Origin of the sequence: Psychrobacter sp. PG1 (assembly GCF_014897815.1) — a bacterium.
GTDB lineage: Bacteria > Pseudomonadota > Gammaproteobacteria > Pseudomonadales > Moraxellaceae > Psychrobacter.
Window position 1 is genome coordinate 378001 of sequence record NZ_JABUZG010000084.1, and the last position, 26969, is coordinate 404969.

Consider the following 26969-nt stretch of genomic DNA (forward strand, 5'->3'; position numbering starts at 1 on the left):
TGCTGCGTTCATTCAAGTAACTGCTATGGTTAACGGCATGAACGCAAACAATCATGCTACGTTAGAACGTATTACCAATCTGGAACTGAACTTTTTCAGTTTCATCGCCTTCTTTATCACCAATAGGTACAGCATAACTTAATGAAATTGGACCAATTGGCGTATACCAGGTTATACCTGCACCCGCACTAAAGCGCATACTATTGTCTTGCGTCAACAGTGGTACGCCCGTATCAGTACCGTCATTAGGATTGATAAAAGTACGATCTTCCTTATCAGTCGTATCAAATACTTGACCGCCTTCAGCAAACAATACTGGACGCACTTGATCTGCCCAATCGCCCTTAAACGGCATTGGCAAAATTAGCTCACTACCGAAGCTGACTAGCGCATTACCACCGATGTCTTCGTCTTTGTAACGCACATCATCATTTATAGCATCATAATACGTTTGTGATTTTGGCCCAAGGGTTGAGGCCTCATAACCACGTACAGAGCCATAGCCCCCAGCATAAAAGTTTTCATAAAATGGCAAATCATTACCATAGCCAAGCTTAGTATAACCGCGTGCTACCCAGTCTTTGTAGAAGGGATAATAGATGTTGCCGCTATAAACAAGTTTTTGATAGTTGGTATCACCCAAGCCAATGGTAGCATCGACCGTATGGCTCATACCTTTGGTCGGGAACACTGGACGATCTAAGGTGCTATAGTCCCAGCCAAATAGTAGGTTATAAGTATTGTAATCATTTTTGAAGCCTGTGCGTCCAGAAGCCTCATTTTCATCATTGACAAAGTTCTCAAACGTACCGCCATCATCAATAATTTGCTGAACGTTTGATACACCCAAGAAACGACCACCACGTACTGACGTATTATCAACGTTCAAGCCCGCACTAACGCGTTTGGTTTCATCAACAGGATAACTGTAGTTCAGCGTCGCACCATAAGAATCGGTGACATAGTTACTGACGTTTCTATCATCGTATTTCGTTTCACGATAATAGGCACTAAGACCTTGTGAGACGCCGTTTTCGGTAAAGTACGGATCGGTATAACCCAAACTATAAGAATCACGGGTTTCTGAGCGTGATAGTGCCGCTTTCACACGGTTACCTGTACCCATAAAGTTGTTTTGTGTTAGATCTAACTGGAAAGTCACACCGCCGCTTTGTGAGTAACCCGCGGCAATCGTTGAGCTACCAGAAGGCTGCTCTTCAACCGTATAATTGATGTCTACTTGGTCTGGTTGATTCGGTACGGGCTTGACATCAACGTTGACAGCTTTAAAGAAGCCTGTACGCATCAGGCGTGTCCGTGACAACTGGATTTTGTCACTAGTTGCCAATGCGCCTTCTAATTGACGCATTTCTCGGCGCAGTACTTCGTCTTGAGTTTTGATGTTACCAGTAAAATTAATACGACGAACGTAAATAGGACGTGCAGGGTCGATGAAATAATCGATATCCACTACTTTGGTCTCGTCATTGATACGTGGTACTGGTCTCACCTGCGCCAAATAATAGCCTTCATTACCGTAACGACTCTTAAGTGCCGCGGTGGTTTCATCGAGCTTGGCTTGCGAGTACTTTTCATTGGGTGCAAAAGTTACCAACTCTGTTAGTTCATTGTTCTCAAAAGTCGGCTTACCTAAGAAATTCACTTCGCCAAACTGATATTGTTCGCCTTCGCTTAGACTCACTTCGATAAACACGCTGCTCTTATCTTCACTGATGTTGAGCACCGCATTATCTACTGCAAAACGCACATAACCATCGTTTTGGTAAAGCGCTTTTAGATTCTCTAAACTGGCAGCCAGTTTTTCTTTGGCATAACGATCAGACTTTGACAGCAGACGTGTCCACGAAGACTCTTTTACTGCAAAAACGTCTTTGATTTCTTCATCACTAAAGTGTTTATTGCCAATGATATTAATATCGACCACTTTGGCAGGTTTGCCTTCAACAAAACGCACATCGAGCTTGACGCGATTGCCATCAAGTAACGTTTGATCAACCTCGATATTGCTGTTGTAATAGCCTTGGCTGATATATTGCTGCTGTAGTTCATTGGCGACGCCTTGTAGCGTGGCTTGTTTCAGCACATTACCGACAGACAGACCAGCATTGTCTAGCCCTTGCTCTAGCCCTTCTTTTGGAATGAGCTTATTGCCCTCAAAATTGACTTCAGCAATCGTTGGGCGCTCAACGACATCAAACCGTAGCTGTCCACCTTCGACACGGCTTTGAATATCAGCAAAATTTTCGGTCGCATAGAGCGCCTTAATACTGGCTGCCAAACTACTGTCATTCACCGTATCCCCTACCGAAATAGGCAGAACCGGATAGAGGCTATCGGGGGTTAGACGTTGCAAACCATTGAAACCGATGTCAGTGACTACAAATTCTGCAGCCTGCACTGGCATACTCATCATCGCTACAACTAACGGCAACCCTGCCGCGCTCATAAATAAAGGCGTACGCATAAACACTATCCGTCAATAAAAAACTTGCTTAAGTTAAGTTAAAAAGCCCATATTGTCTAGCCCATTTCGCATGAAATTTAAGCTCACACGCGGGAGACTCAGAACACTTTATATAAAATGCATCACAAAATAAACTAAAAATTACGATTAGTACAGAGGCCAAGATACAAAGCCTGCTACCTATTATGGCAATAATCAGTCCATGATAGGCGTAAAACCATTAGTATCTCGTGCCTTATCGATCATATTAGCGATTCAATAGTCAAAACAGCCGACTGATATCATTACCAATTGCTAACACCATGAAACCTGCCAGCAAGAGTAAACCGATATTTAGTCCAATCATTTGCACCACTTCTGAGAGTGGCTTACCACGAATCAATTCAATAAGATAATATACAATATGACCGCCATCCAATACAGGAATGGGCAAAAGATTTAGTACAGCAAGACTCAAACTAATCAAAGCTGCCGTCGATAATACCATCTGCCAACTAATATCAAAACTCTGTTTGGCCACTTTGGCGATTGTAATCGGCCCTGACAAATTGTCTAAACCAATCATGCCAGACAGCATCTTGCCCATCGAGCTTACCGTCATGACGGCTAACTGTTCTGTCTTTTCAAATGACTTTACCAGTGACTCACCAGGGCCATAAACCACGGTAGTCTTATAAGCGTCAGGAATAACTATTTCGGACTGTGCCACCATAGCACCAATTTGCCCATAATCGTTACCCAAATTGTCTTTTTTGCCTTGCGGCATAATCTGAATTTGTACAGGATTACCATCACGCAATACTGTGAAATTAAGCAGGGTTTCAGGACTATCGCGGATGATACGAGTGGCACTGATCCAATCTTTAATTTGTTGATCATTGATAGCAATAATACGATCGCCTACTTTTAGACCTTGGCGACTGGCGGCACCATCAGGGGTCAAATCACCTACTATCGGTGCAATATCTGGTTGCCATGGCAGCATACCAAAGCTGGTCAATGCATCTTTACCTTGCGCGCTGCCTTGCATAAACTGAGTTACGGGCGCTTGATAAGTTTTGATCGCATTATCAGCTTGTGTCTCTGATTGCAAAGTAATACTAACATTATCTGTCTCACCCATCCGTCCAGCAAGGCGATAGTTGATGCCTTCCCACGTTTGTACCTCATGACCGTCAATCGCAACGATTTTGTCGCCAACTGGCAGCTGTGCCATGGCAGCAGGCGTATCAGGTAATACCTGCCCAATCTTGGTCGCCAGCTGCTCCGATGACGTCATAAACAACACCCAAAACAGCGCAATAGCAATGACAAAATTCATGATAGGGCCAGCCGCAACAATCGCAATCTTTTTGAGCGGATGCTGACGATTAAATGCCAGATGTTGCTCAGCTTTTGCTACCTCGCCTTCACGCTCATCGAGCATTTTGACATAACCACCAAGTGGCAGGGCCGAAATACGATAATCAATACCACTTTTTTTGCTCGTCCAGCCAAAGATTTTGGGACCAAAACCAATAGAATAGGTCAATACTTTAACGCCGCAAAGACGAGCGACGATATAGTGCCCCCACTCATGTAAGGCAATGAGCGGACCTAAGACAAATATTGCCGCAAGGAGCGTTAATAAAAACGTCATGATCTTTTCTCAGTATAGTTTCTTAGCATCTTTTATTAACATCATTTTTTAACGACGCAGCTGTTGATACATTTACATCAACTTTGCCACAAGTTTGTCCGTAAGGTGACGTGCTATATTATCAATTGCCAGAATATCTTCTATGTCAGCCATTTCGTTTACCGGTGGCAGCTGTATGTCATTCAAAGCCTGTTCGTTGATATCAGCAATGTCAGTCAGGCGAATTTTCCCAGCCAAAAACGCCGCCACGGCAATTTCGTTGGCCGCATTTAAAACAATCGTCGCTTGCGTGCCTGCTTGCATCGCCTGTCTTGCCAAACGCAAACACGCAAATTTTTGCAAATCAGGCTCAATAAACTCCAAGCCGCTGAGCGCATATAAATCCAGTGGCTGCGAGCCGCTATCGATACGGTCAGGGTAACTGAGCGCATGGGCAATGGGCGTTTTCATATCTGGACTGCCAAGCTGCGCCAAAAAGCTACCATCGCTATATTCTACCATTGAGTGAATGATACTTTGTGGATGAATCACCACATTTATCTTATTTTCAGGCAAATCAAACAAATGACAAGCTTCAATCAGCTCAAGCCCTTTATTCATCATCGTTGCTGAATCGACGGATATCTTTTGACCCATTGACCAATTTGGATGTTTGACCGCTTCAGCGACGTTCGCGTGCTGCATCTGCGCAAACGATTTTTGCAAAAACGGCCCACCAGAGGCCGTTAACCATAGCTTACGCACGCCGTGGTTTGGCTGATGAATTTGGGTATTGTCCTGCTGAATAGCCAGTGGTAAACACTGAAAAATAGCATTGTGCTCAGAGTCAAGCGGCAGCAAAGTAGCGTTATGCGTTTTGACGGCAGTAATCATCACTTGCCCTGCCATCACCAGCGCTTCTTTATTCGCTAGTAAAATACGCTTACCTGCACGAGCAGCGGCTAAAGTAGAAGGCAGACCAGCTGCGCCTACGATCGCAGCGACAACGGTATCCGTCTGCGAATCAGTGGCAATATCGACCAGCCCTGCTTCGCCGCCTACCACATCGATGTCAAGACCTGCCGCACGGAGTCGCTGGGAAAAATCATCGACTGCGGCGGTCGGTACGCTAACGCGCTTTGGCAAAAACTGCTGGCAAAGTGCAAACAGTTTGTCTAAAAGGTGATAGCCTGACAGAGCGTAGACCGTGTAAAGCTGTGGTTGCGCCGCTAATATTGCTAACGTGCTATCGCCAATCGAACCTGTCGCGCCTAGTACGGCGATGCGTTGCGTCATAACCATCGGTGCCTGTAAATGATACTCTAAAAAACTAAATAAGAAATCGACAAAACGTCTGATAAATAAGAGATGGACGATATCCAGTGTATTGATTAGTCACTCATCTCAACTACTATAATTAGGGCGTATCATCGTCTATGAATTATTTTTTCAGTCCTAAACCACTATCAAACCTAACTGCTGTATCGCCCAAAAACCAAGCGCAAATATCGGTGTGGCAGAGAGCAGTGAGTCGATACGGTCAAGCACGCCGCCATGCCCCGGTAAAATCGTTCCTGAATCTTTGACATCAGCGCGGCGCTTAAGCATCGACTCAAATAAATCACCAAGTACCGAGGCTAAAATAGTCAAGGCTGATAATGCTACAAATGCAACTAACGGCACACCTGTCAATTGCAACTTAAATACACTGATGGCAATAACCACGAGCAGACCAGTGACCAAACCACCAGCCAGCCCTTCCATACTTTTATTGGGTGAGACGTTCGGTGCCATCTTTCGGCGACCAAGCTTACGCCCCACAAAATAAGCGCCACTATCTGCACACCAGACTAAGAGGAACACATAGAGCAACCACCATGCTGACAATTGCCACAAATAAAACATCGCCGTAATCGATGCGGTCAATATCACCGCACCCATCAATGCCAGTTTTTTGCCATACCAATTGGTATGAGTCGGGAACACTCGCACCCAAGACAGCGCCATTAGCCATATAGCCAGTGAAGCCACCCACCAAAATAACCATGTCACTTTAAACATGAGTGATACTAGGGTCAACACCAAAACCAATAGCACAAACAGCGCAGGATGACGCCACTTAGGCATCAGCTTAGTCCATTCGTGAGCGGCGATAATAACGCCAATCGCTAATAGCGGTGCAAATAAAACAGGGGTTTGGCTCGCAAACATTGCAATACCAACGATAATAACGAGAACAACTGCCGTCTTAATTCGTTGCCACATACTTATTGAGCCTTATAATAATGAAAAACGCATGGTCAAAACGTGCATTATAGCAGCTAATCTACAATAGCCCACTAATAGCAGTTGACGCTTATTGACGCGGTTTATTATTTCACAAACAAGCAATATTAACTACTTATACGATAGCGGCTTTGTAAGAGCGTTTTCCTTTACAAAATAACAGGCAAATGCTTAACACCATTAACGACTTGCTTGCTCTATCACTATCTGCTCACTGGTTTTGCCAAAACGGCGCTGCCGCTGAGCGAACTCTTTTACCATTGCTGCCAACTCATCAGCTGCAAAATTCGGCCATAATGTCTGGGTAAAGAATAGTTCAGCATAGGCTGACTGCCACAATAAAAAGTTAGAAATTCGGTATTCACCGCCCGTGCGTATCAGCATATCTACTGCTGGTGCATCTGCTAATTGCACATAGTTACCGAGCAATTCTTTATTAATATCATCAGCACGTAACTGACCAGCCTCTACTTGCTGCGCCAGCTGTTTTGCCGCATGGGCAATATCCCATTGCCCACCATAACTGATAGCGATAACTAGAGTCATGGCTTCAAAGTCTGCTGTTTTCGCTTCAGCGTCCGCCATTAATGCTTGCAAATCATCACTCAGCTGACTGCGGTCACCAATAAAACGCAGACGAATACGATACTCATTCATGCGTGGTATTTGCTCGTGAATAGTCGAAGCTAACAGTTGCATAAGTAGTGCCACCTCACTGGGCGGGCGTTGCCAATTCTCACTAGAAAATGCAAATACCGTTAATACCTCGATACCCGTATTGACGCAATACTCGACGATAGGATCGAGTGCATCTTTGCCAGCCACATGCCCTTGGCCTTTGCCCAAATCATTGGCTTTACCATAACGATTATTGCCATCCATGATGATAGCGATATGGCGTGGAAGAAGATCAGGAGCCAAAACGGCTGAAGTGGACATAGGCGAAAGTGCTTATTGTTAAGGTAAAATAATAATAACGGCTGCGATAACGATTAGAAAGCGTCATAACCATAATTCACAAACTTATCATAAACCTATCTATGGGCGTGATTTAGTTTGCAAGATAACGCTTATAAAATACAGACTGTATCCGATTGATATAACATTGACGCTATTATCGGTACCATCTACACAATAATAAGCAGCCAATAGTACTGACAAATTGGCTGCTTATTATAAGGATATGACATAACGGATTTTTTCTAAAATGATCGAAAAACCAGTGCTTTACACGTCCATCAAGTCAGTTTCTTTTTTGCTCAAACGTTTATCGATGGTTTCGATATACTTGTCAGTGATTTTTTGAATATCATCACTCGCGCGGCGCTCGTCGTCTTCTGAGATCTCTTTTTCTTTGGCCAATTCTTTGATGTCATTCATCATGTCACGGCGAATATTACGGATAGAAACACGGCTACTTTCTGCTTCTCCACGCGCAAGCTTTTGCATATCGCGGCGTGTCTCTTCTGTCAATGCAGGCATTGGCACACGAATCACATCGGCGGTCACTGGGTTGAGACCCAAATCTGCTTCGCGAATGGCCTTGTCAATTGCTTGTACCATGGTACGCTCGAATGGCTGAACCATGAGCGTACGTGAGTCTTCAACGTTGACACTCGCCACTTGATTCAAAGGTGTAGGCGACCCATAGTAGCTAACCATCACGCCTGACAACATACCCGGATGTGCGCGCCCTGTACGGACTTTGCTAAAAGTGCTCTCAAGCGCTTCCAGTGTTTTTTGCATGCGCGCTTCGCCGTCTTGCTTAATCTCTTTGATCATTAGATATCCTTATTTATCGCTATCGATAAATCATTCATTTGTTAGTAAATATACGGGTGTTCACTATTAATTATTAGCGACTGTAGTTATTAACGACCAATCTAAGTTTAATGACTGGTATTCTCGTATTAATATTTAGGGCGTTCAGAGCGTTTAAAGTATTCAGGCAAATCAGTGATAAACGCGTGTGCCTTCATTTTCGCCCATAATGACGTTTAATAATGCATTAGGCTTGGTCATATCAAACACTTGTAGCGGCACGTTGTGCTCACGGCATAAGGCAATGGCAGTTAAATCCATCACGCCAAGTTTTTGCTCTAATACTTCATCAAAAGTTAAACCATCATATTTAACTGCATCGTCATGTAAGCTTGGGTCTTTGTCATAAACGCCATCAACTTTGGTGGCTTTTAAAATCAAGCCAGCTTCGATCTCGATACCGCGTAAGCAAGCAGCCGTATCAGTGGTAAAGAAAGGGTTGCCCGTACCAGCAACAAAGATACATACTTCGCCATTTTTGAGATAGCGAATGGCATTGCGACTGCTATAGCTTTCGGTCACTTCACCAATTGGCAAGGCTGACATCAGGCGGGTTTTAATATTGCGGCGCTCAAGCGCATCACGCATCGCCAGACCGTTCATAACGGTTGCTAACATACCCATTTGATCACCAGTCACACGACCGACTAAGCCTTCTTGTTGCAACTGCGCGCCGCGATATAAGTTACCGCCGCCGACCACGATACCGACTTGAACACCAAGACCACGCAAATGGGCGATAGACAAGCTCATCTTATCGAGCACTTCGCTATCAATTCCCATCTCTTTGCCACCAGCTAAGGCTTCACCAGAGAGTTTCAGCAAGATACGAGAGTAACGCGGGTTTTTGTCAGACATGAGGTCACCTTGTTAGCATTAAATTATAATTAAAATGAGCGGTAAAACACAAATAGAGTTTGCCTTCGAATTTACTCGAAGTGTCATCACCGAGGTACTATGTAGCAAGCACCGCAACTGATGACAAACGTGTAAAAAGGCTAAATTGCGCTAATTGTAGCAAAAACTGCCCGCGATTGGGCAATTTTCACTCGTATATTGTAGTGACTAATCAGCTACAGTGACTGCTTAGCATTTGTAACTGGCAAACAAATCATATTCGCTAGCGTCATCAATCGTGACCGTTAGGAATTGTCCGACTTTAACTTGAGCGGTAATCTCATCGACATAGACATGACCGTCAATCTCTGGTGCGTCAGCATAGCTACGACAAATCGCAACGCCCTCTTCACTATCAATTTCGTCGACCAATACCATCAAGGTTTTACCGACTTTCTCTTGTAGCTTTTGCGCTGAGATGTCTTGTTGCAGCGTCATCAAACGCTCATAGCGCTCTTGCTTAATCTCTTCTGGCACATGATTTGGCAGGTCATTAGCCACTGCGCCTTCGACTTCTGAATAGGTAAACGCGCCAACACGATCAAGGCGAGCTTCTACTAACCAATCGAGCAAGCATTGGAAATCTTCTTCTGTCTCGCCAGGGAAGCCCACAACGAAGGTTGAGCGAATGACGATATCAGGGCAAATCTCACGCCATGCATGGATACGCGCCAAGGTGTTTTCGCTATGCGCTGGGCGTTTCATCGCTTTTAGGATGCGATGGCTAGCATGTTGGAACGGAATATCGAGATAAGGCAGTAGCTTCTTCTCGCCCATTAGCTCAACCACTTTATCGACATGCGGATATGGATAGACATAATGCAAGCGCACCCAAATGCCTAAATCATTTAAGGCTTGGCACAAGTCATAAAACTTCGACTTCAGCGGCATACCGTTCCAAAAACTGGTCTTATATTTCAAATCCAGTCCATAAGCAGAGGTATCTTGCGAAATAATAAGCAATTCTTTCACGCCAGCATTTTTCAGCGCCAGCGCTTCATTCATCACACTGTCAATCGGACGTGAAACCAAGTCTCCACGTAAGCTTGGAATGATGCAGAAAGTACAACGATGGTTGCAACCTTCTGATATTTTTAGATAAGCATAATGGCTTGGCGTCAATTTGATACCCGCTTCATTAATCAAATCTATCTTTGGATCATAACCAGCGTCCTGACTGCGGTCAGGCTTGGGCACATGCAGCGAAACGGCTCTAATGACTTCATCATAAGCATGAGCGCCAGTTACAGCTAGCACGGCTGGGTGCATTTCACGGATTTTGTCCGCTTCTTTACCCAAGCAACCAGTAACGATTACTTTACCGTTTTTGCTAATCGCTTCGCCGATGGCATCAAGCGACTCTTGTACCGCAGACTCGATAAAGCCACAGGTATTGACCACCACTAAATCAGCGCCTTCATAATCGCTCGCCACTTGATAACCATCACGGCTAAGCTCAGTGATAATGCGCTCACTATCGACCAAGGCTTTTGGGCAACCTAGTGACACAAATCCAATCTTTGGCGCTGCACTAACTGGCATCGTAGCAGTCGCATTGGCAGTCATTACATCACTACTTTGGGCTACACTACGGTTTTGATTGTGGTTGGCTTTATGATGGTAAGGTTGGTTAGTGTTTGCTTGACTAACATCTGCCTGATTGTCTTGTGCTATATTTGGTTTGGCAGGATTAAAAACGGTGACAGTGTCTTTTAACATAGGATCTGTTGGTGTAGAAGTTGACGGTGAAGTAGTAACAGTCGTATTAACCGACTCGGTAGAAGTGTTGGGCATGGCTGACCTTGCTAGAGATAAATTGGCTGTGCGCATTGTACGTTTTTTTTGCAAAAATCGCCAGTTTTGCCGCTCTATAGTGTTGATTTATGGTTAAATATTATATCGCGTCTTCTTTTATTCTAGGCAATAGCCATGACAACCCATTTGACAACTGTAAAACCGACACCTGACTTAGCATTTATGTCACAGCATTTGTTCACCGCTATTTTATGGATCAATGATGATTTATCGATCACTTGGCTAAATGCCCAAGCCGAACAACTACTCGCTATTAGTAGTGGACGCTTACTGGGTCAGTCTATATTGACCCTGCTTGCATCCGAAGCATCCAAAGCGTTGAAATCAGCCGATAGCAACCATGACATTGACAACCATGTAACTGTCGATAAAAGTAGTGGTGAAGATACTCATGAACAAACTTGCTCTTTAAAAGAACGATTTCAGCAAGCAAAGCAGTATCAACAACCCTTTATCGATCATGATCACCTTATCAGCACACCGCTAAATGGTAATTTATCATTCTCAGTTGATTATAGCGTGACCCCTGTCATTTATGAGCAGCAACCTTATTTTATTATTGAGATGTGGGGCAAGGATCGCCAAAGTCGTATATCAGAGGAGCAACGCCAACAGCAGCAATATAATGTTGCCCGTCATATGCTGCGCTCGGTCGCTCATGAAATCAAAAATCCGCTTGCTGGTATTCGCGGGGCGGCGCAATTATTACAGCGGCAATTCATCAAATTCAGTGACACCTCGCCTCTTAATAGTGCTCCTCCTGCTATTATTGGTACAAACCCTATGGTAAACCCAAATAGCCATCTGCAAAAAACGGCTGAAAAACTGCGTAATTATACTGATATTATTATTTCAGAAACGGATCGTCTAACCCACCTTATTGGGAAATTCCTTGGCTCCAATCAATTACCAAATTGGCAAACGCTAAATATCCATGAGCCACTGGAGCATGTTTTATCTTTGGTCGTCAATCAATATCCGCAAGTGACGCTACAGCGCGATTATGATTTGTCACTGCCTGAGTTATGCGCTGATAAAGATCAGCTAATACAGGTGTTTTTAAATCTGATTAATAATGCCTGTGAATCGATGACTGAGTTTGAGCAAACGCTGCAGCAAAGAGAGTTGTCCGAGCCTAAGGCGCAACAACCTGTCACTTCACAAATGAGCAATAACGACAGCGCCAGTTATAAGCCAACGCTGCACATTCAAACCCGCATTGCCTTTCAACATACCATTGCTGGGCAACAGCACAAGCGAGTGCTACAAATCAATATTGCCGATAACGGTTCAGGCATTGATCCAGCATTGATCGGACAGATATTTTTCCCAATGGTGACCAGCCGTGCCGCAGGGACGGGGCTAGGATTGTCTATCGTGCAAGATATCATCAGTCATCACCATGGTATGATTGACGTAAGCTCCCAGCAATCAAAAAACCTTAACGACAGTGTCAAAAATAATCATAACCATCAACACACCAGTTTTACGCTGTACTTGCCTTTCAATCAGCCAGCGCACCATGCTTAAAACAGCCAGCACCCAAGGCTTAGAAACCATGACCTAACCTATGAAACAATCACCCTGAATCACTTGCTTATTAGGCCTGATAAATGACTGCATATAATGACCACGCCACATCTAACAGCGACAATCAAGGCTCTGCCCAAACATCAGACAATCAAGAGTCTGATAAACGAGAACCTGATAATCAAGCTACAAAAGTAACGGTCAATAATGCGCCCGATGCTAACCCTGCAACGTTATGGCTTATCGATGACGATGCAGCCCTGCGTTTGGTATTGGCAGATACTTTTGAAGATGCAGGCTTAAACGTTATTAGCTTTACCCAAGCGCAAGCGGCGTGGACACGCCTCAACGATATTTTGCAACAGCAGGAATCAGCCGCTCAGTTGCCCGATGTGATATTGACTGATATTCGTATGCCCATGATGGACGGGTTGTCTTTTAGTGATTGGGTACATGAGCATTTCCCTAAGCTTCCCATTGTCATTATGACGGCGCATTCCGACCTCACCTCTGCTATTAATAGCTATCAAACAGGTGCTTTTGAATATCTGCCAAAACCTTTTGACTTAGATGATGCAGTCGTCACGATTTATAAAGCCATTAATTATCAACCCAATATGTTGGCAGCGGCGGTAGCAAACTCAACAGCTGAACCTGCTCCGAAGACCATTACCAAAAATCCATCAAATACTTTACCCAATATGCAGGTAAAACCTGATACCAGACCCAAGCTTGCTAACAAGGCTACTCTGGTCAGCAAAACCAATAAAACATCCAGCCCTAAAATCAAAGTTAAACCGGTCATCAGCGTTAATGACAATCCAAGTGGCATCATTGGGCAATCACAAGCGATGCAGACGGTGTTTCGTGCCATTGGCAGACTGGCACACTCACCCATTACTGTCTTGATTACTGGTGAATCAGGTACGGGTAAAGAATTGGTCGCCAGTGCGTTGCACCAGCATTCACCGCGTCACCAGCAACCTTTTATTGCCCTCAATATGGCCGCCATTCCACATGATTTGATTGAATCTGAATTATTTGGTCACGAAAAAGGAGCGTTTACTGGTGCGACGACGACGCGACAAGGGCGTTTTGAGCAAGCGGATGGTGGAACATTATTTCTAGATGAAATTGGCGATATGCCTTATAGTACCCAAACTCGGCTGCTACGAGTACTGGCCAATGGTGAGTTTTTTCGCGTCGGTGGACAGCAGCCGGTCAAAGTGAATGTACGCATCATTGCCGCTACTCATCAAAACTTAGAAGAACTGGTCAAACAAGGCAAATTCCGTGAAGATCTGTTTTATCGCCTCAATGTAATTCGCTTGCCCCTGCCGCCATTACGGACACGACCTGAAGACATTCCAGCATTAGCCCATTACTTTATGCAGCGCGCTGCTGAACAGATGAATAGTGCAGAGAAACAGTTACATCCGACAGCGCTACACATCATGCAGGCTTTTGAGTGGCGTGGCAATGTCCGCCAACTTGAGAATGTCTGCCTTTGGTTGACCGTAATGGCCACAGGCGACACCGTGATGGTGGATGATTTGCCACCAGAGCTGCTAGAAAACATCCCATCTAACCTAGAGCCACATCTAGAACAAGACTTGTATAGTGAGGATACAAATAACCAAAACCATATTACACAAAGTCAGCTGACCTCTAACATTACCAGTTGGCAGCAAGCGCTGGCTGTTTGGGCTAAGCAATCTCTACAAACAGGAGAAACCGATATCTTGCAGACGGCAACCCCTGAGTTTGAACGCGTTTTATTGACGGCAGCGCTCAACCATAGTGGTGGCAAAAAGATCGCTGCTGCTAATTTACTCGGTTGGGGGCGCAATACCCTGACACGTAAATTACAGCAATTAGATATTTCTTCAGAAGAAGGACAAAATAATCGTTATTAAAGGCGCAAATTCATAAGACTAAATATCATTAATATCAATAACTTATAAATATAAGTGAAAATAAATGATAAATATTCAAAAATAATTGCAAATAGGGGTTGCCAAACGTTTCAAACTCTATATAATAGCCAACCACTGAGACGCACTACCGAATCAGTTAACTGTCTATATTGTGTTTGAGTTTAAACGCTAATAATGATAGAGTAACGGAAAATGGGGCTGTGGCGGAATTGGTAGACGCACCAGATTTAGGTTCTGGCGCCGCAAGGTGTGAGAGTTCGAGTCTCTCCAGCCCCACCATTTTCGGATAGTACATCTTTGACCAAATATCAAAGCCTGCTTTTTAGCAGGTTTTTTTGTGTCTGTTCTTTTTGTATTTAGAGTGTGGTGGATTTATATTTTCCGATTTATTTTCGTAGAGCCATTACCTGGCAATATTTTCTAAATCTAAAAGTATCTGCTCCATACTCCGATACCTTCTCTCCACCCGCTTTGCCAATGCTTTATTAATGATACCTTGATAGTGACTATATTTTAACGGCAAGGTTGGAATAGGCTGTTGGTAATGCTGAATCGCCCATGCTTTTAATTTGTCATTACTGTTAGCACTTATCTGAAACGGTCGCTTGCCTGTTAGTATTTCAACCATCATGATACCGAACGCATAGATATCACTTTGTACTGTTGCACTCTGTCCCTGCCAGCGTTCAGGGGCAAGATACGCAGGTGTACCAGCAGGACTTGCCAAAATTGGGGCGTTAAGACATTCTGCTAAGGCAAAATCGGTTAACAATAAATCAGCCTTGATACAGCTATCATCCACATGATTTGGCAAAAAATCATCTAGCAAAATATTGCTAGGCTTAATATCATTGTGTAGCCAGCCAGCGCTATGTAGAGTGGCGATAAGGTGCGCAGATTGCACCATAAAATGATGCTTTCGTTGAGAATTTAATAACGAATGATTTCGAACATTAAGCTGAGTTGCTAAGCTACCACTGGGATAATATGGCATGGTGAGTATCGTCAGCTGCGAAAACTGATCTAGTACCTGTACCCTTAGAGTTTCATAAGCGAGCATTGGCGGAGCAATAGCAAAAAGACTGTCTTGAAATCTATTTTGATTGGCTGATAAATTATTGATAGATTTTAGAACACCGATTTCATGGGTTAAGCCAGCCAAATTTTGATTGCTAGCAGCCGTTAACTGCCATTTAATCATCACTCGACCAAATTGTGGATGCTGGGCACGCGTCAAGCCTTGAAAGTCATTCTCGTTATTCTGAGCTTGCTGGCTGATGCGCTGATGCGAAATCTCGCTATAATTCAAGCTTGAGAATAACGTAGTCAATGTTGGCAACATTTGCTGCGCTTGCATTTGTAATGCTTGTTTTGCACACGCTTTTGCATTAGAGGAATTACTGGCACTATTTTTCATGGTAAAGTGATACCTCTATATAGCTAGTATGCCGAACGTCATTTTAATTTTTATGAGCGACTGAGTATTATGCCCCAATCCACTAAGCCTGTTACGAATTACGCCCTACCCGACCATTTATTGGATTTACTCGGACAGTATCTACAAGAGCAAGTCACGCCAACTATCGAGATTGACCCTGCACAGCTCGCCTATCGCTGGGTCGGTGGTCATAATGGACATTTGGAGCCATTGGCAGTGAACTTATTTTTAAGTTTAGATGATTTGCACGGTATCGATACCCAAAAGGCAAAACTGGTACAAAACACACGGCAATTTCTAAAGGGCTATCCTGCCAATCATGTCTTAATGACAGGGACACGTGGTGCTGGCAAATCATCGCTGATTCGGGCATTGCTACAAGCCTATCATAGTGAGGGACTGCGCATTATTGAAATTGCCCGTGATGACCTGCGCGTGCTTGATAAGATACGCGCCGCCATTAATGCACTGCCGACCAAGTGTGGTTGTCACTATGTGGTGTACTGTGATGACTTGGCGTTTAACGGTCAAGATGAAAGTTATCGGACATTGAAAAGCGTATTGGACGGCTCGCTAGATTCGGAGCAAGACAAGTTATTGGTTTATGCGACCAGTAATCGCCGTCATCTATTGCCCCAGCTAATGAAAGACAATGTCAATATTTATAATGGTCAAACCGATGAGGTTAATCCTTATGAAACCATTGATGAGACGGTATCGCTGTCTGATCGCTTTGGGCTTTGGTTGTCCTTTCATCCAATGGATCAAAATACCTATTTACACATCGTGCGCCATTATTTATCACTTTCGCCAAACCGCCATCTAGATAATGCAAATGACGTTAAAGAAAGTAATAATAAAGAAAATAATAAGACGCTACCTGATAACGTTAGAGCAGCAGCGCTACGTTGGGCATCAGAGCGCGGTGGACGTTCAGGACGAGTGGCTTATCAGTTTAGCCGCTACTGGATAGGACAGACACGATTAGCAGCTGAAGACAGTCCATCGTAAGCTTCATTAAAAGTTATTTTTATGATGACACTCAGTGCTTAACGACCGCGTGCAGAGCCTAGATACTGCACGTGGTTATTATCAGGTTTATCTACCAATTCAGCTGCACCATTGACTATATATTGGTCAAAATCTGCGGCTAACCATAGATTACCTTTGTAAACGCTCTCAGCATCCAAGCGAATGTATGCCATATTTGGTGTCTTGCTATTAGGATTATCAAAGCTTTGATAACGAGCGCTGAAGTGAGTCAAAATTAGATTATTTACGCCACTTTTTTCTACAAAACCCGCCACCGATTGCGCACTACTATGCATTGGATCAAACTCTGGATTTTTGCCTTGAATTTTAGTCAACACCTCATGCGTATATGTTGCTTCATGCACCAATAAATCCGTATCAACCAACGCCGCAGTGAGACACGCTGGCGTATCGTTATCACCAGCCACCACTACTCGCGTTCGTGACAGGTCATCATTGACATAATCACCTGCACATAATTGCTGCCCCTCTTCAGTGATGACATCGTGACCTTGCTGCAATTTACCCCATAGTGCGCTTGCAGGAATACCTTGCGCCAGCAGTTTATCCGTATCAAGCGTGCGATGATGGATAGTCTGCGTGATACCAAATGCATGAGAAGCAACCCGATGTGATAGCAGCGTGATATCAATATCAAGCTGATGCTGGTCGCTTAATAGGATATTCACCTTGTTTGTATCACTTTGCTCAGATAGCACCTCTTCAATCGCTATAAAATTAAGAGCAAAGGGTAAATACAATTCCGTGGTTAAGGTAATGGCTTCAAGCAATGTCGCGATTGCTTTTGGAGCAATGAGGGTCAGCGGCTCACGGCGTCCTGACATGGCGGCACTCGCCAACAACCCTGGTAACCCATAGCAATGATCGCCATGCACATGGGTAATACAAATCGCTTGGAGCTGATGCAAAGAAAGCTTGGTATGCAATAGCTGCTGCTGCGTGCCTTCACCGCAATCTATCAGTAGCCATGGACGCGATTTTTTATTTTGATTGGCATTCTGTGGTTGATTGCCTTGCTGTGCGCCAGATAAATAAGGATTCAAGCATTCAATCGCCAGTGCGGTCACATTACGCTGTTTGGTTGGCACACCAGCAGAGGTACCCAAAAAAGTCAGCTTCAACATAGATTACCTCTCTTACACATGATACTTATCTGCTATGACAATTGGCACATCATGGTTTTTTGCGCTGCAACCATCTGCCCACCATTGGCCGTACATTCACTGACCATATTGGACTCATAAGATTTCCAGCCGCCATAAAAGCTGGCCACACACAATATAACCACGAGCAATTTTTGTGACCATGCTTTAATAGATACCTGCTGATGGTTCACATTGTCAGCAGTAGTATCAAGCGCTGGCTTAGCAGCAATGCCAGTATCAACATCAGTATGCTTGTTATGCGATTTATTTAAGTCTGTCATTTCTTATCCTAAAAAAGGTTTTGTCTATGAATAAACAAAACCCTTCATTTTAATATTAAATTAGTCATTTATGAACGATTAAATCCGCCGCTTTTAGAACTTCAAACGACCACCCTTTTCTTCTGCACGCTTAAAGGCATCGCGCTCCTCACAGCGTTTTAGCCAAATTAAGATATTGGCATATTTACTGCTATCTAATCCTGTACCAGCATTAGCACCCACAACCGCAAGATGCATTTGTATATCAGCGGCACTAAATTCAGCCCCTGCAAACCAATGGTTGTCTTGCAAATGCTGCTCCATCATCGCCAATATAGCATCCAGACTTTTGCTTATCATATTTTTTTCGACTTGGTTACGAATGCTTTTGCTCACAGGCTTGATGAGCATGGGCGACTGCTCAACCACTTTGGTAAATACCAAACGCATGACCAATGGCGGCATCACTGATGCTTCAGCGAAATGCAACCAAAACGTGTAAGCCTCCCACGCCGCTTCATTATCATCCGCAGGCTTGAACTGTTTCTCGCTATCATAATGCTTCAACAAGTATTCGATTATAAACCCTGATTCGATGAGCACACGGTCATTTACTTCTAACATGGGTGCATGACCGAGCGGATGTATTTTTTTTAAACTGTCAGGCGCACGGTATGCTTTATTGCGCTCATAGCAAGTCAATTGATAATCGACGCCAAGCTCTTCTAACAGCCAAATAATACGAAATGATCGCGAATTTGCTAAATGATGAAGGTGTAACATAAACCATCCTAGTTATAATGTGAATAAGTTATCGTGTGAATAAGTCGTAATATGTATAGTTGGTGCCACGCATTCTATTAATAAACGTTGTTAAGCGTGGCAGCAATGCTATCGATAATAGCGTAATTAATGCCTCTTTAACACAGAAACTGTGTAGAGTAATGACGAAAAACATTGCCCGCTCAGTCAAGTCTATATCGACTTGCTGGCAGGCGCTACTTTGAATGCAGCTCTTCAATTTTGCGTGTCATCTTATGTATTTTTTGCTGATACTTTCTAATTTTACGGAAACGATGCGCGGTTAATACACCTTTAATACGGCGGTTTTTCAGACGGCGACGTGGCGGGAAGCTACCCACTTGTGGCTCATTATAACCATGCAAACGGTCATCACGCTTACGTGCCAAGTAACCAAGCGCACTATCCACAATCATCATCAACAGCGCGACAAAAATCATGCCGTACATAAATAAAGAGCCTCCCTCATCGATACTTTGATGCAAAATCGTGATGGAAAATATGAATAAAAATATCGGCTCAAGGTAGCATAAGGTGCCAAATAATGAGACGGGCAGCTTTTGGCTGGCAACCATGGTCAACGACATCGCAGCCGTACTGATAATGCCTAACAGTGGCAACAGATACCAAAACTTATCGGTAGATATCGCCAGCGCAAACCCGCCATTGAGATATAAAGCAATCAATACCACTGGCGTCAATAAAACAAGGTCAGAGATAAGCCCTGTGATCGGCGGCACTGCCAATTTACGACGCAGTAGATAATAGGGCGGATAACCCAAGCAAACAAATAAAGTCGCCCAAGAAATACTGCCGTACTGAAAGACATCATAAGCAATACCTGCGCCTGCACAAATGGTGGCAATCCATTGTAACAAGCTCATGTCTTCGTTATAAAAAAACCGACCAACCATAATCATAATCATTGGATATAAAAAGTAACCCAATGTCACCTCAAGCCCCAAATCATTGACAGGTGCCCACATAAATATCCAGATTTGCGCGCCCAATATTGGTGTCGGTATGATAAATAAAAACCATTCTTTGGGCGACTTTAGGGTTTTGAGATAATCAAAAATATGCTGCCACTGCTTAAGCACACTAATCAGCAGCATCAGACTCAATAGCATCATCAGTACGCGCCAAGAAGCGACTTGCGTCCCTGACAACGGCTGCATCAATAGACCAAATAAGAATAGCAATGAATATAAAAAATTTGCTGCCACTGCAGCGATGGTACCTTGCGACGTTTGATTCGTGGTGAGCATAACGACAACCTTGAAAAATGAGCGCACGTCCTTGGCAATTTTAGAAAAAAACAAAAGCCTCCGACGCGGACGTCGAAGGCTTTTTGATCTATAAACTCTGTTATCTACAACATAATCATATAATATTGAGATAAATACTTGGAATATATCGTGTTTATCTTGTGGTCGGTATTATGTCAAAGTCAGAATAGATAAGCAATACACCTGCTTTACTAAAGCGTTCACCTACCCATTCAGCATCTTACTTTGCACTCAACTGCTCGATTTTTTGCTGTATTCTATCCATCTTTTTTTGATAGCGCCGAATCTTACGAAAACGATGCGCGGTTAAAACCCCATCAATACGCTGATCTATGAAACGACGACGCGGCGGAAACCCGCCCACTTGTGGCTCTCGATAGCCATGCAAATGATTGTCACGGCGGCGCTTAAGATAACCTCTTATACTATCAGCGATCATCACCAGTAACGCCAAACTTACCATACCATACATGAACAAAGAGCCGCCCTCATCGAGGCTTTGACTTAGAACAGTGATGGATAAAACAAACAGCAGCATAGGTTCGACATAGCTTAGCGCCCCAAATAATGATACAGGTAATTTGCTACTGGCAATCATGGTTAAGGACATCGCCAGTGCACTAAAGGCTCCTAGCAGTGGTAATAAATACCAGAACTTGATGTCCTGTGCTGCCGTACTAAAGCCGCCGCTAAAATACAACATAATGAGCACCACTGGCGTTAACAAAGCCAAGTCAGACAACAGCCCTGTGATAGGCGGCACAGCCAGTTTACGCCGCAATAGATAATAAGGTGGATAGCCCAAGCACACAAACAACGTTACCCAAGATACTGAGCCATATTGAAAGATATCATAGCCAATACCTAAGGCTGCACATAGCGCGGCCACCCACTGCAACGCACTCATATGCTCGTGATAAAAAAATCGACCAAGTACAATCATCACCAGCGGTAATAAAAAATAGCCCAAGGTGACATCCAGACCAAAGCCATTGACTGGTGCCCACATAAATAGCCAAATTTGACCACCCAAAATCGGTGTGGGCAAAATAAATATCAGCCACTCTTTCGGAGTTTTTAAGGTTTTGAGATAATCAAAAACGTGTTGCCATTGCTTGGTAAAACTGACCAACAATAGCAAACTTAGCAGCATCATGAGCACGCGCCATGAGGCTACCTGCGTACCTGTCAAAGGCAGCATAAATAGCCCAAACACAAACATCATCGAAAATAAAAAGCTCGATGATATCGAAGCAAGGGTTCCTTGAAAAGTTTGATTGGTCGAGAGCATAACAACAGCCTTAAAAAATAGAACTTTATGGGCATTATTTATAAAAAATTAGAGCAGCGGAAACTTAGAGGCAGACTCTAACAATAGATGACGTACAGAAAAAAATAAAAGCCTCCGACGATAACGTCAGAGGCTTTTTATAGAACAATCATATAAGACTAGATCAAAAAGCTAACTACTGAGACATTTATTCGTCGTCTGTGTTTTCACCGTCTGTACTATCAACATCTAATTCATTGTCAGTAGCAATATCCATAACGTCATTCGTTGCTGTGTTGCCAGTAGCTGCATCGATATCTATCTGCTCTTGACCTGCCACATCAAATGTACCGTCTTCTCTCATGGCATCAACCAGCTCATCGTCACCTTCTTCATGCTCAACACGCGCCATAGCGACCAGCTTCTCGTCTTTTGATAGACGAATCAGCGTCACACCTTGCGTATTACGACCAGAGCTAGCGACATGCTCAACGGGCGTACGAACCAATGTACCTTTATCAGAGATTAAAATAATATCGTCTGTAGAGTCAACCTTAGTGGCTCTTACTAGCGCACCATTACGCTCACTGGTTTTGATAGCAATTACACCGCCGCCACCACGATTCTGGGTATTGAACTCATCGATATAGGTACGTTTACCAAAGCCGTTTTCACAAGCAATAAGGATTTCGCGTACATCATCTTCGATCACCACCAATGATTTTATCGACTCATTAGCCGCCAAACGCATACCACGGACACCTTTAGCCGTACGACCCATCACACGCGCATCATTTTCATCAAAACGAATGGCTTTACCACTGGATGCAAACAACATCACTTCTTGGCTACCATTAGTGATACGAGCACTGACTAGCTTATCGCCCTCTTCTAGTCCAACCGCAATCAAGCCGTTCGAGCGAATATTGGCAAACTGCTTAAGCTCTACCCGCTTCACCGTACCATTGGCAGTTGCAAAGAACACAAAAGGTGGCTCTGCTTGCGTGCTGTCGTCTAATAGTTCATCATCCCCATCTATTAGAGCATCTGTTGACGCCTCACCTTTTACCGATAACTCTTCCACTATTTTCGGAATTGGCAGTATCGTAGTGACGGTTTCATCAGGATTTAAGCCAATTAAATTCACTAATGGACGACCACGAGCACCGCGACTGGCAATCGGCACTTCAAAACCACGTAAGCTAAAGACACGACCGCTATCCGTGAAGCACAATACGGTAGCATGCGTTGAGGTCACCACCAAATGATCAATCACATCATCTTCTTTCATTGCGGTTGCAGACTTACCTTTACCGCCACGTTTTTGCGCGACATAATCGTCAATCGGCTGAGTTTTTGCATAACCAGTACGCGAGACCGTCATGACAACCGTCTGTTCAGGAATCAAATCTTCACGGTTAAAGTCAGTACGTGAGTCAATAATATCGGTACGGCGCTCATCACCAAAGTTATCACGAATCTCAATCATCTCATTGGAGATAATGGTCATTAGCTTATCAAAATCACCAAGAATAGACTCTAAATGAGCGATTTCACGTAGCAAATCCTGATATTCTTCGGTCAATTTGTCTTGCTCAAGACCCGTTAGACGATGCAACTGCATATCTAAAATCGCGTTGACCTGCTCAAGTGATAAGCGATAACGTTCTTCGCCCTCAATCAAGCCAAATGGTGCTTTAGGATCTTCGCCTTCGATATAGTCAGGACGCACAGATTGACTACCAGCAGCAGTAAGCATCGCCACCACGCTACCTGAACCCCACGTATTATTTAATAAGCTTTCACGTGCCAAACCACGGTTTGCAGAGGCTTTAATTGTTGCAATAATCTCGTCGATATTTGCCAATGCAACGGTCAAACCTTCGAGCAAATGACCACGTACGCGGGCTTTGTTTAACTCATAAATCGTACGGCGTGTCACCACTTCTTGGCGATGACGTACAAAGGCGGCAATCAGCTGACGCAAAGTTAATAATTTTGGCTGACCATTATCGAGCGCTACCATATTGATACTAAAGCTTGATTCGAGCGGCGTTTGCAAGAACAAGTTATTAACGATAACTTCAGCTGTCTCACCACGGCGCAAATCAATGGCGATACGCATACCATCTTTGTCAGACTCGTCACGAATCTCGCTAATACCTTCAATCTTTTTATCACGTACGAGTTCTGCGATACGCTCAATCATTTTGGCTTTATTAGATTGATAAGGTACTTCGGTAAAGACAATACGCTCACGATCGCGGTTGACACCCGTATCACTCATGGCTTCAATATGATAGCGACCACGGATGTGCAAACGACCTTTACCCGTGCGATAAGCATCTAAAATACCAGCGCGACCATAAATGATACCGCCTGTAGGAAAGTCAGGACCTGAGATGTGTGACATCAACTCTTCAGCTGATACTTGCGGGTTTTCGGCATAAGCCAAACAAGCATTAATCACTTCTGTCAGGTTGTGCGGCGCCATATTAGTCGCCATACCAACAGCAATACCAGTCGCACCATTGATTAGTAAGTTTGGAACACGCGCTGGCATGACGCTAGGCATACGCTCAGAACCATCGTAGTTGTCTTCCCAATCAACCGTATCTTTGTCTAAATCAGCAAGCATCTGATGCGTCAGCTTGGTCATACGTACTTCGGTATAACGCATGGCAGCCGGAGGATCATCATCGATCGAACCAAAGTTACCTTGACCGTCAACCATCGGATAACGCAAACTAAAATCCTGCGCCATACGCACAATGGCATCATAGACCGCACTATCGCCATGTGGGTGATATTTACCAATGACATCGCCGACGACACGTGCAGACTTCTTATATGGCTTATTATAGTCGTTAGATAGCACGTGCATGGCGTACATCACACGGCGGTGTACAGGTTTGAACCCATCACGCACATCAGGCAGCGCACGCGAGACAATCACGCTCATCGCATAATCCAGATAGGATTGCTTTAGTTCCTCTACGATGCCAATAGGACTGACCGATTCGCTCATATACACTCCTTCACTCACATTGTTTTTCTAATGTTGACACGTTTGTTCAAGATACTCATGGGTTATACAAAAATATAGCTGCATCAATGCGCAGCTACTATCAGAATATAGACCCTAAAAAAGCACTGTCAAAGGTGCAAAACAATAGGAAAATAGTGATACGGTTTTTGTTAAAAATAATGTTCAATTAAAGAAGCTATTTTAGCACAAATTTGCTGATTTAGGGGCGTCTGGCTGTTATTAAAATTAAGCAAAACAGCTGATTAGCGGTTTTTTTCACTTTAATAACAAGGGTAAAAACAACTTTAACGACATACTTGTTTTGATTGACTGATTTTGCCGTTTTTACAAACAAATTTACCATCTTTTGAGCAGTGAGATACGCCGCCCATTTTGCCCGAACAAGGTGTATTCTTAGCCTGTGCTTGACTGATCGGAGCTGTGATAAAGACACAGGCAATTAGTGATAATATTATCGATTTCATATTTTTCTCTTATTGATGATTAAATGATATTCATGAAAAAACTGCATCCAGTGGATACAGTTTTTTCGATAGTCAGGCTATTTTTTATGGTTAAAATGACCTCTATTAAGCAGGTTTAAATTCCTGATTAAAGAACTCACGTGTGGCTTGCGTACAAGCCGTACTGACCAGACCGCCGTGATAGTTGCCCAATACAGCAACGCTTGCAGGTATGCCTTGCTCTGCTCCTGCAGCTACTACGCGTTGAAGATTTTGAACAAAGTTACTTTGAACACTTGCTACTACAGAATTAATATTCCATTGGTTCATGGACGCCTGTCCAATAAGTTGAACATTAGAATTATCAGGACGATCATTAGCTGTCGTCGCATCAACATCTAATACTGTCACGTTAACGGTAAGGGCTGGATTTTGTGCGACACTCCCTTGAATAATAGCAGCCATTGAACTGGTATTTAGGTCATAAAAAACCGTTGGATCTTGATTGCCACCACATAGCAGAGTTGGCATTTTTGGTACATACCCACGTAGATCATTGGCTTTTAAGGCTTTTCGCAAGTTGTTTTGTGGATTGGCTGCTGGTAATGCTCCTGTCATCGCGATTAGGCTATCAGGGTTCTGTAATGCATCTGCGACATAAGCGGTACGGAAGTCTGTTTTGATCAGATAGTTATCATCCGCGAAGCCAATAGAGGCAAAGGGAACGGTAGGCGCTGGTAGAAGATCAAGCGTAGGATTGTTTTCAGGATCTTTTTCAAACAGCGCATTATCAGGCAGTTTATTAGCAGCGACCAACTCACCAAAGCTCAATAAGCTTGGTAATTGTGTGTTTGCATAGTTGGCAGTGAATATATCAGCAGTACTATTATAGACATTGCCATACGCATTTTGGAGACCAGATGCTAGTAGCGGTGCAAAACGCGATGCGCCGATATTGACGTTACCCGAAAATATTGCATCACCGAACGCTGCCAGTGCATAAGGCCCTGATAAAGGTGCAATGGCAGTGACAGGCTCATCATTTTGCTCGAACATTCTTGCAGTTGCCATCGCCACATGCCCGCCCTGTGAGTAACCACTGATAAATAACTTACCAGAGTCATCAAGGTTGGTGTAGTCAGGATCATTAGCGCGCTGTTGTCTTGCAATGATGGTACGGGCACTGTCTAATGCATCAGCCATGTCAGTGGCTTGTTGTTCAGCCACAAGGTATGGATGGTAATCAAGATCAGACTCATCATAACCAGCATAGTTTGGTGCAACGACGATGTAGCCTTGAGCGGCAAAGTTGGCAGCGATTAATGTCGCCTCACCAGCTGCTGGATTTTGAGGATTGGCGACTTGACTAAAATCGTAGCCTTTGTCCGTAGTTGTGCCATGGGCATACAGCAAGATAGGTCGATCGCCTTGACAGTCAGCACTGTCGCCACTTGGTAGCATCAAAGCTGCTGTCGCGTTGGTACGCTCACCCGCTGCCCCTACTGTCGGATAGCTAACTTTTTCGATTTTGATATCGCATTTGGCATCAGGGGTTGCCGTACCATCAAGACCGAACTGGGTATTTATTTGCGCGGTGTTAAATGAGCTGATTGATTTAACTGACGTCGCAGAGTCAGAGCCTATGACAGCATCAAAGTCATTGTCATCGCCACAACCGACGAGCAGCAAGCTACTGGCAATAGCGACGGATAATAGGCAGCGCAGCATCACAGGCTTGCCCGTCATAATGGATACTGATTGATGGGTACTGCTAGATGATTTGTTATTTATAGCGGTAGTAGATTTAGATACGATCATGGTTGCTGTCCTTA

At 43.9% G+C, this 26969-nt stretch carries 20 protein-coding genes and 1 tRNA gene; 4 read left to right on the forward strand and 17 right to left on the reverse strand.

Features of this window, described 5'->3' with window-relative positions:
- Positions 1-61: 61 nt before the first annotated feature.
- The 8 genes from bamA to rimO form a co-directional block, all read right to left on the reverse strand.
- Positions 62-2485 (reverse strand): outer membrane protein assembly factor BamA, encoded by a 2424-nt coding sequence (gene bamA / locus INT03_RS14695; protein ID WP_193009502.1) that lies wholly within the window; start codon positions 2483-2485, stop codon positions 62-64.
- Positions 2486-2747: 262 nt separating this feature from the next.
- Positions 2748-4124: an RIP metalloprotease RseP gene (rseP, locus tag INT03_RS14700; protein ID WP_193009503.1), complete on the reverse strand. Its 1377-nt coding sequence runs from the start codon at positions 4122-4124 to the stop codon at positions 2748-2750.
- A 72-nt stretch (positions 4125-4196) separates the two neighbouring features.
- Positions 4197-5405 carry a 1-deoxy-D-xylulose-5-phosphate reductoisomerase gene (ispC, locus tag INT03_RS14705; protein WP_193009504.1) on the reverse strand — a complete coding sequence of 403 codons (1209 nt, stop codon included), beginning with the start codon at positions 5403-5405 and terminating at the stop codon, positions 4197-4199.
- A 153-nt stretch (positions 5406-5558) separates the two neighbouring features.
- Entirely contained in the window at positions 5559-6368 is an 810-nt protein-coding gene (locus tag INT03_RS14710; RefSeq protein WP_193009505.1) for a phosphatidate cytidylyltransferase, read from the reverse strand.
- A gap of 201 nt (positions 6369-6569) precedes the next feature.
- Complete coding sequence (uppS, locus tag INT03_RS14715; protein WP_087814627.1) at positions 6570-7328, reverse strand: polyprenyl diphosphate synthase; 759 nt, start codon at positions 7326-7328, stop codon at positions 6570-6572.
- A gap of 288 nt (positions 7329-7616) precedes the next feature.
- A complete protein-coding gene (gene frr / locus INT03_RS14720) occupies positions 7617-8171 on the reverse strand; it encodes a ribosome recycling factor (RefSeq protein ID WP_045444983.1) in 555 nt (184 codons plus the stop codon).
- 171 nt (positions 8172-8342) lie between these two features.
- Positions 8343-9068: a UMP kinase gene (gene pyrH / locus INT03_RS14725; protein ID WP_045444979.1), complete on the reverse strand. Its 726-nt coding sequence runs from the start codon at positions 9066-9068 to the stop codon at positions 8343-8345.
- Between the two features lie 228 nt (positions 9069-9296).
- Positions 9297-10901, reverse strand: coding sequence for a 30S ribosomal protein S12 methylthiotransferase RimO (gene rimO, locus INT03_RS14730; protein WP_193009506.1), 1605 nt, complete (start codon positions 10899-10901; stop codon positions 9297-9299).
- A gap of 135 nt (positions 10902-11036) precedes the next feature.
- On the opposite strand from rimO, the gene INT03_RS14735 reads away from it, so the two are divergent.
- The 3 genes from INT03_RS14735 (at position 11037) to INT03_RS14745 (ending at position 14668) form a co-directional block, all read left to right on the forward strand.
- The gene (locus INT03_RS14735; protein ID WP_193009507.1) at positions 11037-12452 is read left to right on the forward strand and encodes a two-component system sensor histidine kinase NtrB; all 1416 of its coding nucleotides are present in this window, start codon (positions 11037-11039) and stop codon (positions 12450-12452) included.
- An 83-nt stretch (positions 12453-12535) separates the two neighbouring features.
- Positions 12536-14368, forward strand: a complete 1833-nt coding sequence (locus INT03_RS14740) for a sigma 54-interacting transcriptional regulator (RefSeq protein WP_193009508.1) — start codon at positions 12536-12538, stop codon at positions 14366-14368.
- Between the two features lie 215 nt (positions 14369-14583).
- Positions 14584-14668 (forward strand) — tRNA-Leu (locus INT03_RS14745).
- Between the two features lie 124 nt (positions 14669-14792).
- Here INT03_RS14745 and INT03_RS14750 read toward each other — a convergent pair.
- Positions 14793-15806 carry a serine/threonine-protein kinase gene (locus INT03_RS14750; RefSeq protein ID WP_193009509.1) on the reverse strand — a complete coding sequence of 338 codons (1014 nt, stop codon included), beginning with the start codon at positions 15804-15806 and terminating at the stop codon, positions 14793-14795.
- 69 nt (positions 15807-15875) lie between these two features.
- Between INT03_RS14750 and INT03_RS14755 the strand changes: the two genes are divergently transcribed.
- Positions 15876-16838 (forward strand): ATP-binding protein, encoded by a 963-nt coding sequence (locus INT03_RS14755; protein WP_193009510.1) that lies wholly within the window; start codon positions 15876-15878, stop codon positions 16836-16838.
- Between the two features lie 38 nt (positions 16839-16876).
- On the opposite strand, the gene INT03_RS14760 is transcribed toward INT03_RS14755, so the two are convergent.
- The 8 genes from INT03_RS14760 to INT03_RS14795 form a co-directional block, all read right to left on the reverse strand.
- A complete protein-coding gene (locus tag INT03_RS14760) occupies positions 16877-18004 on the reverse strand; it encodes a ribonuclease Z (RefSeq protein ID WP_193009511.1) in 1128 nt (375 codons plus the stop codon).
- Positions 18005-18036: 32 nt separating this feature from the next.
- Entirely contained in the window at positions 18037-18306 is a 270-nt protein-coding gene (locus tag INT03_RS14765) for a hypothetical protein (protein ID WP_060490674.1), read from the reverse strand.
- Positions 18307-18399: 93 nt separating this feature from the next.
- Positions 18400-19068 carry a glutathione S-transferase gene (locus INT03_RS14770; protein ID WP_193009512.1) on the reverse strand — a complete coding sequence of 223 codons (669 nt, stop codon included), beginning with the start codon at positions 19066-19068 and terminating at the stop codon, positions 18400-18402.
- Between the two features lie 215 nt (positions 19069-19283).
- A complete protein-coding gene (rarD, locus tag INT03_RS14775) occupies positions 19284-20354 on the reverse strand; it encodes an EamA family transporter RarD (RefSeq protein WP_193009513.1) in 1071 nt (356 codons plus the stop codon).
- A gap of 241 nt (positions 20355-20595) precedes the next feature.
- On the reverse strand, positions 20596-21666 hold the full coding sequence (rarD, locus tag INT03_RS14780; RefSeq protein ID WP_193009514.1) for an EamA family transporter RarD: 1071 nt from the start codon (positions 21664-21666) through the stop codon (positions 20596-20598).
- Positions 21667-21853: 187 nt separating this feature from the next.
- On the reverse strand, positions 21854-24673 hold the full coding sequence (gyrA, locus tag INT03_RS14785; protein ID WP_193009515.1) for a DNA gyrase subunit A: 2820 nt from the start codon (positions 24671-24673) through the stop codon (positions 21854-21856).
- Positions 24674-24978: 305 nt separating this feature from the next.
- Positions 24979-25158, reverse strand: coding sequence for a hypothetical protein (locus INT03_RS14790; protein ID WP_193009516.1), 180 nt, complete (start codon positions 25156-25158; stop codon positions 24979-24981).
- A gap of 105 nt (positions 25159-25263) precedes the next feature.
- Positions 25264-26955, reverse strand: coding sequence for an alpha/beta hydrolase family protein (locus tag INT03_RS14795; protein WP_193009517.1), 1692 nt, complete (start codon positions 26953-26955; stop codon positions 25264-25266).
- Positions 26956-26969 lie beyond the last annotated feature (14 nt).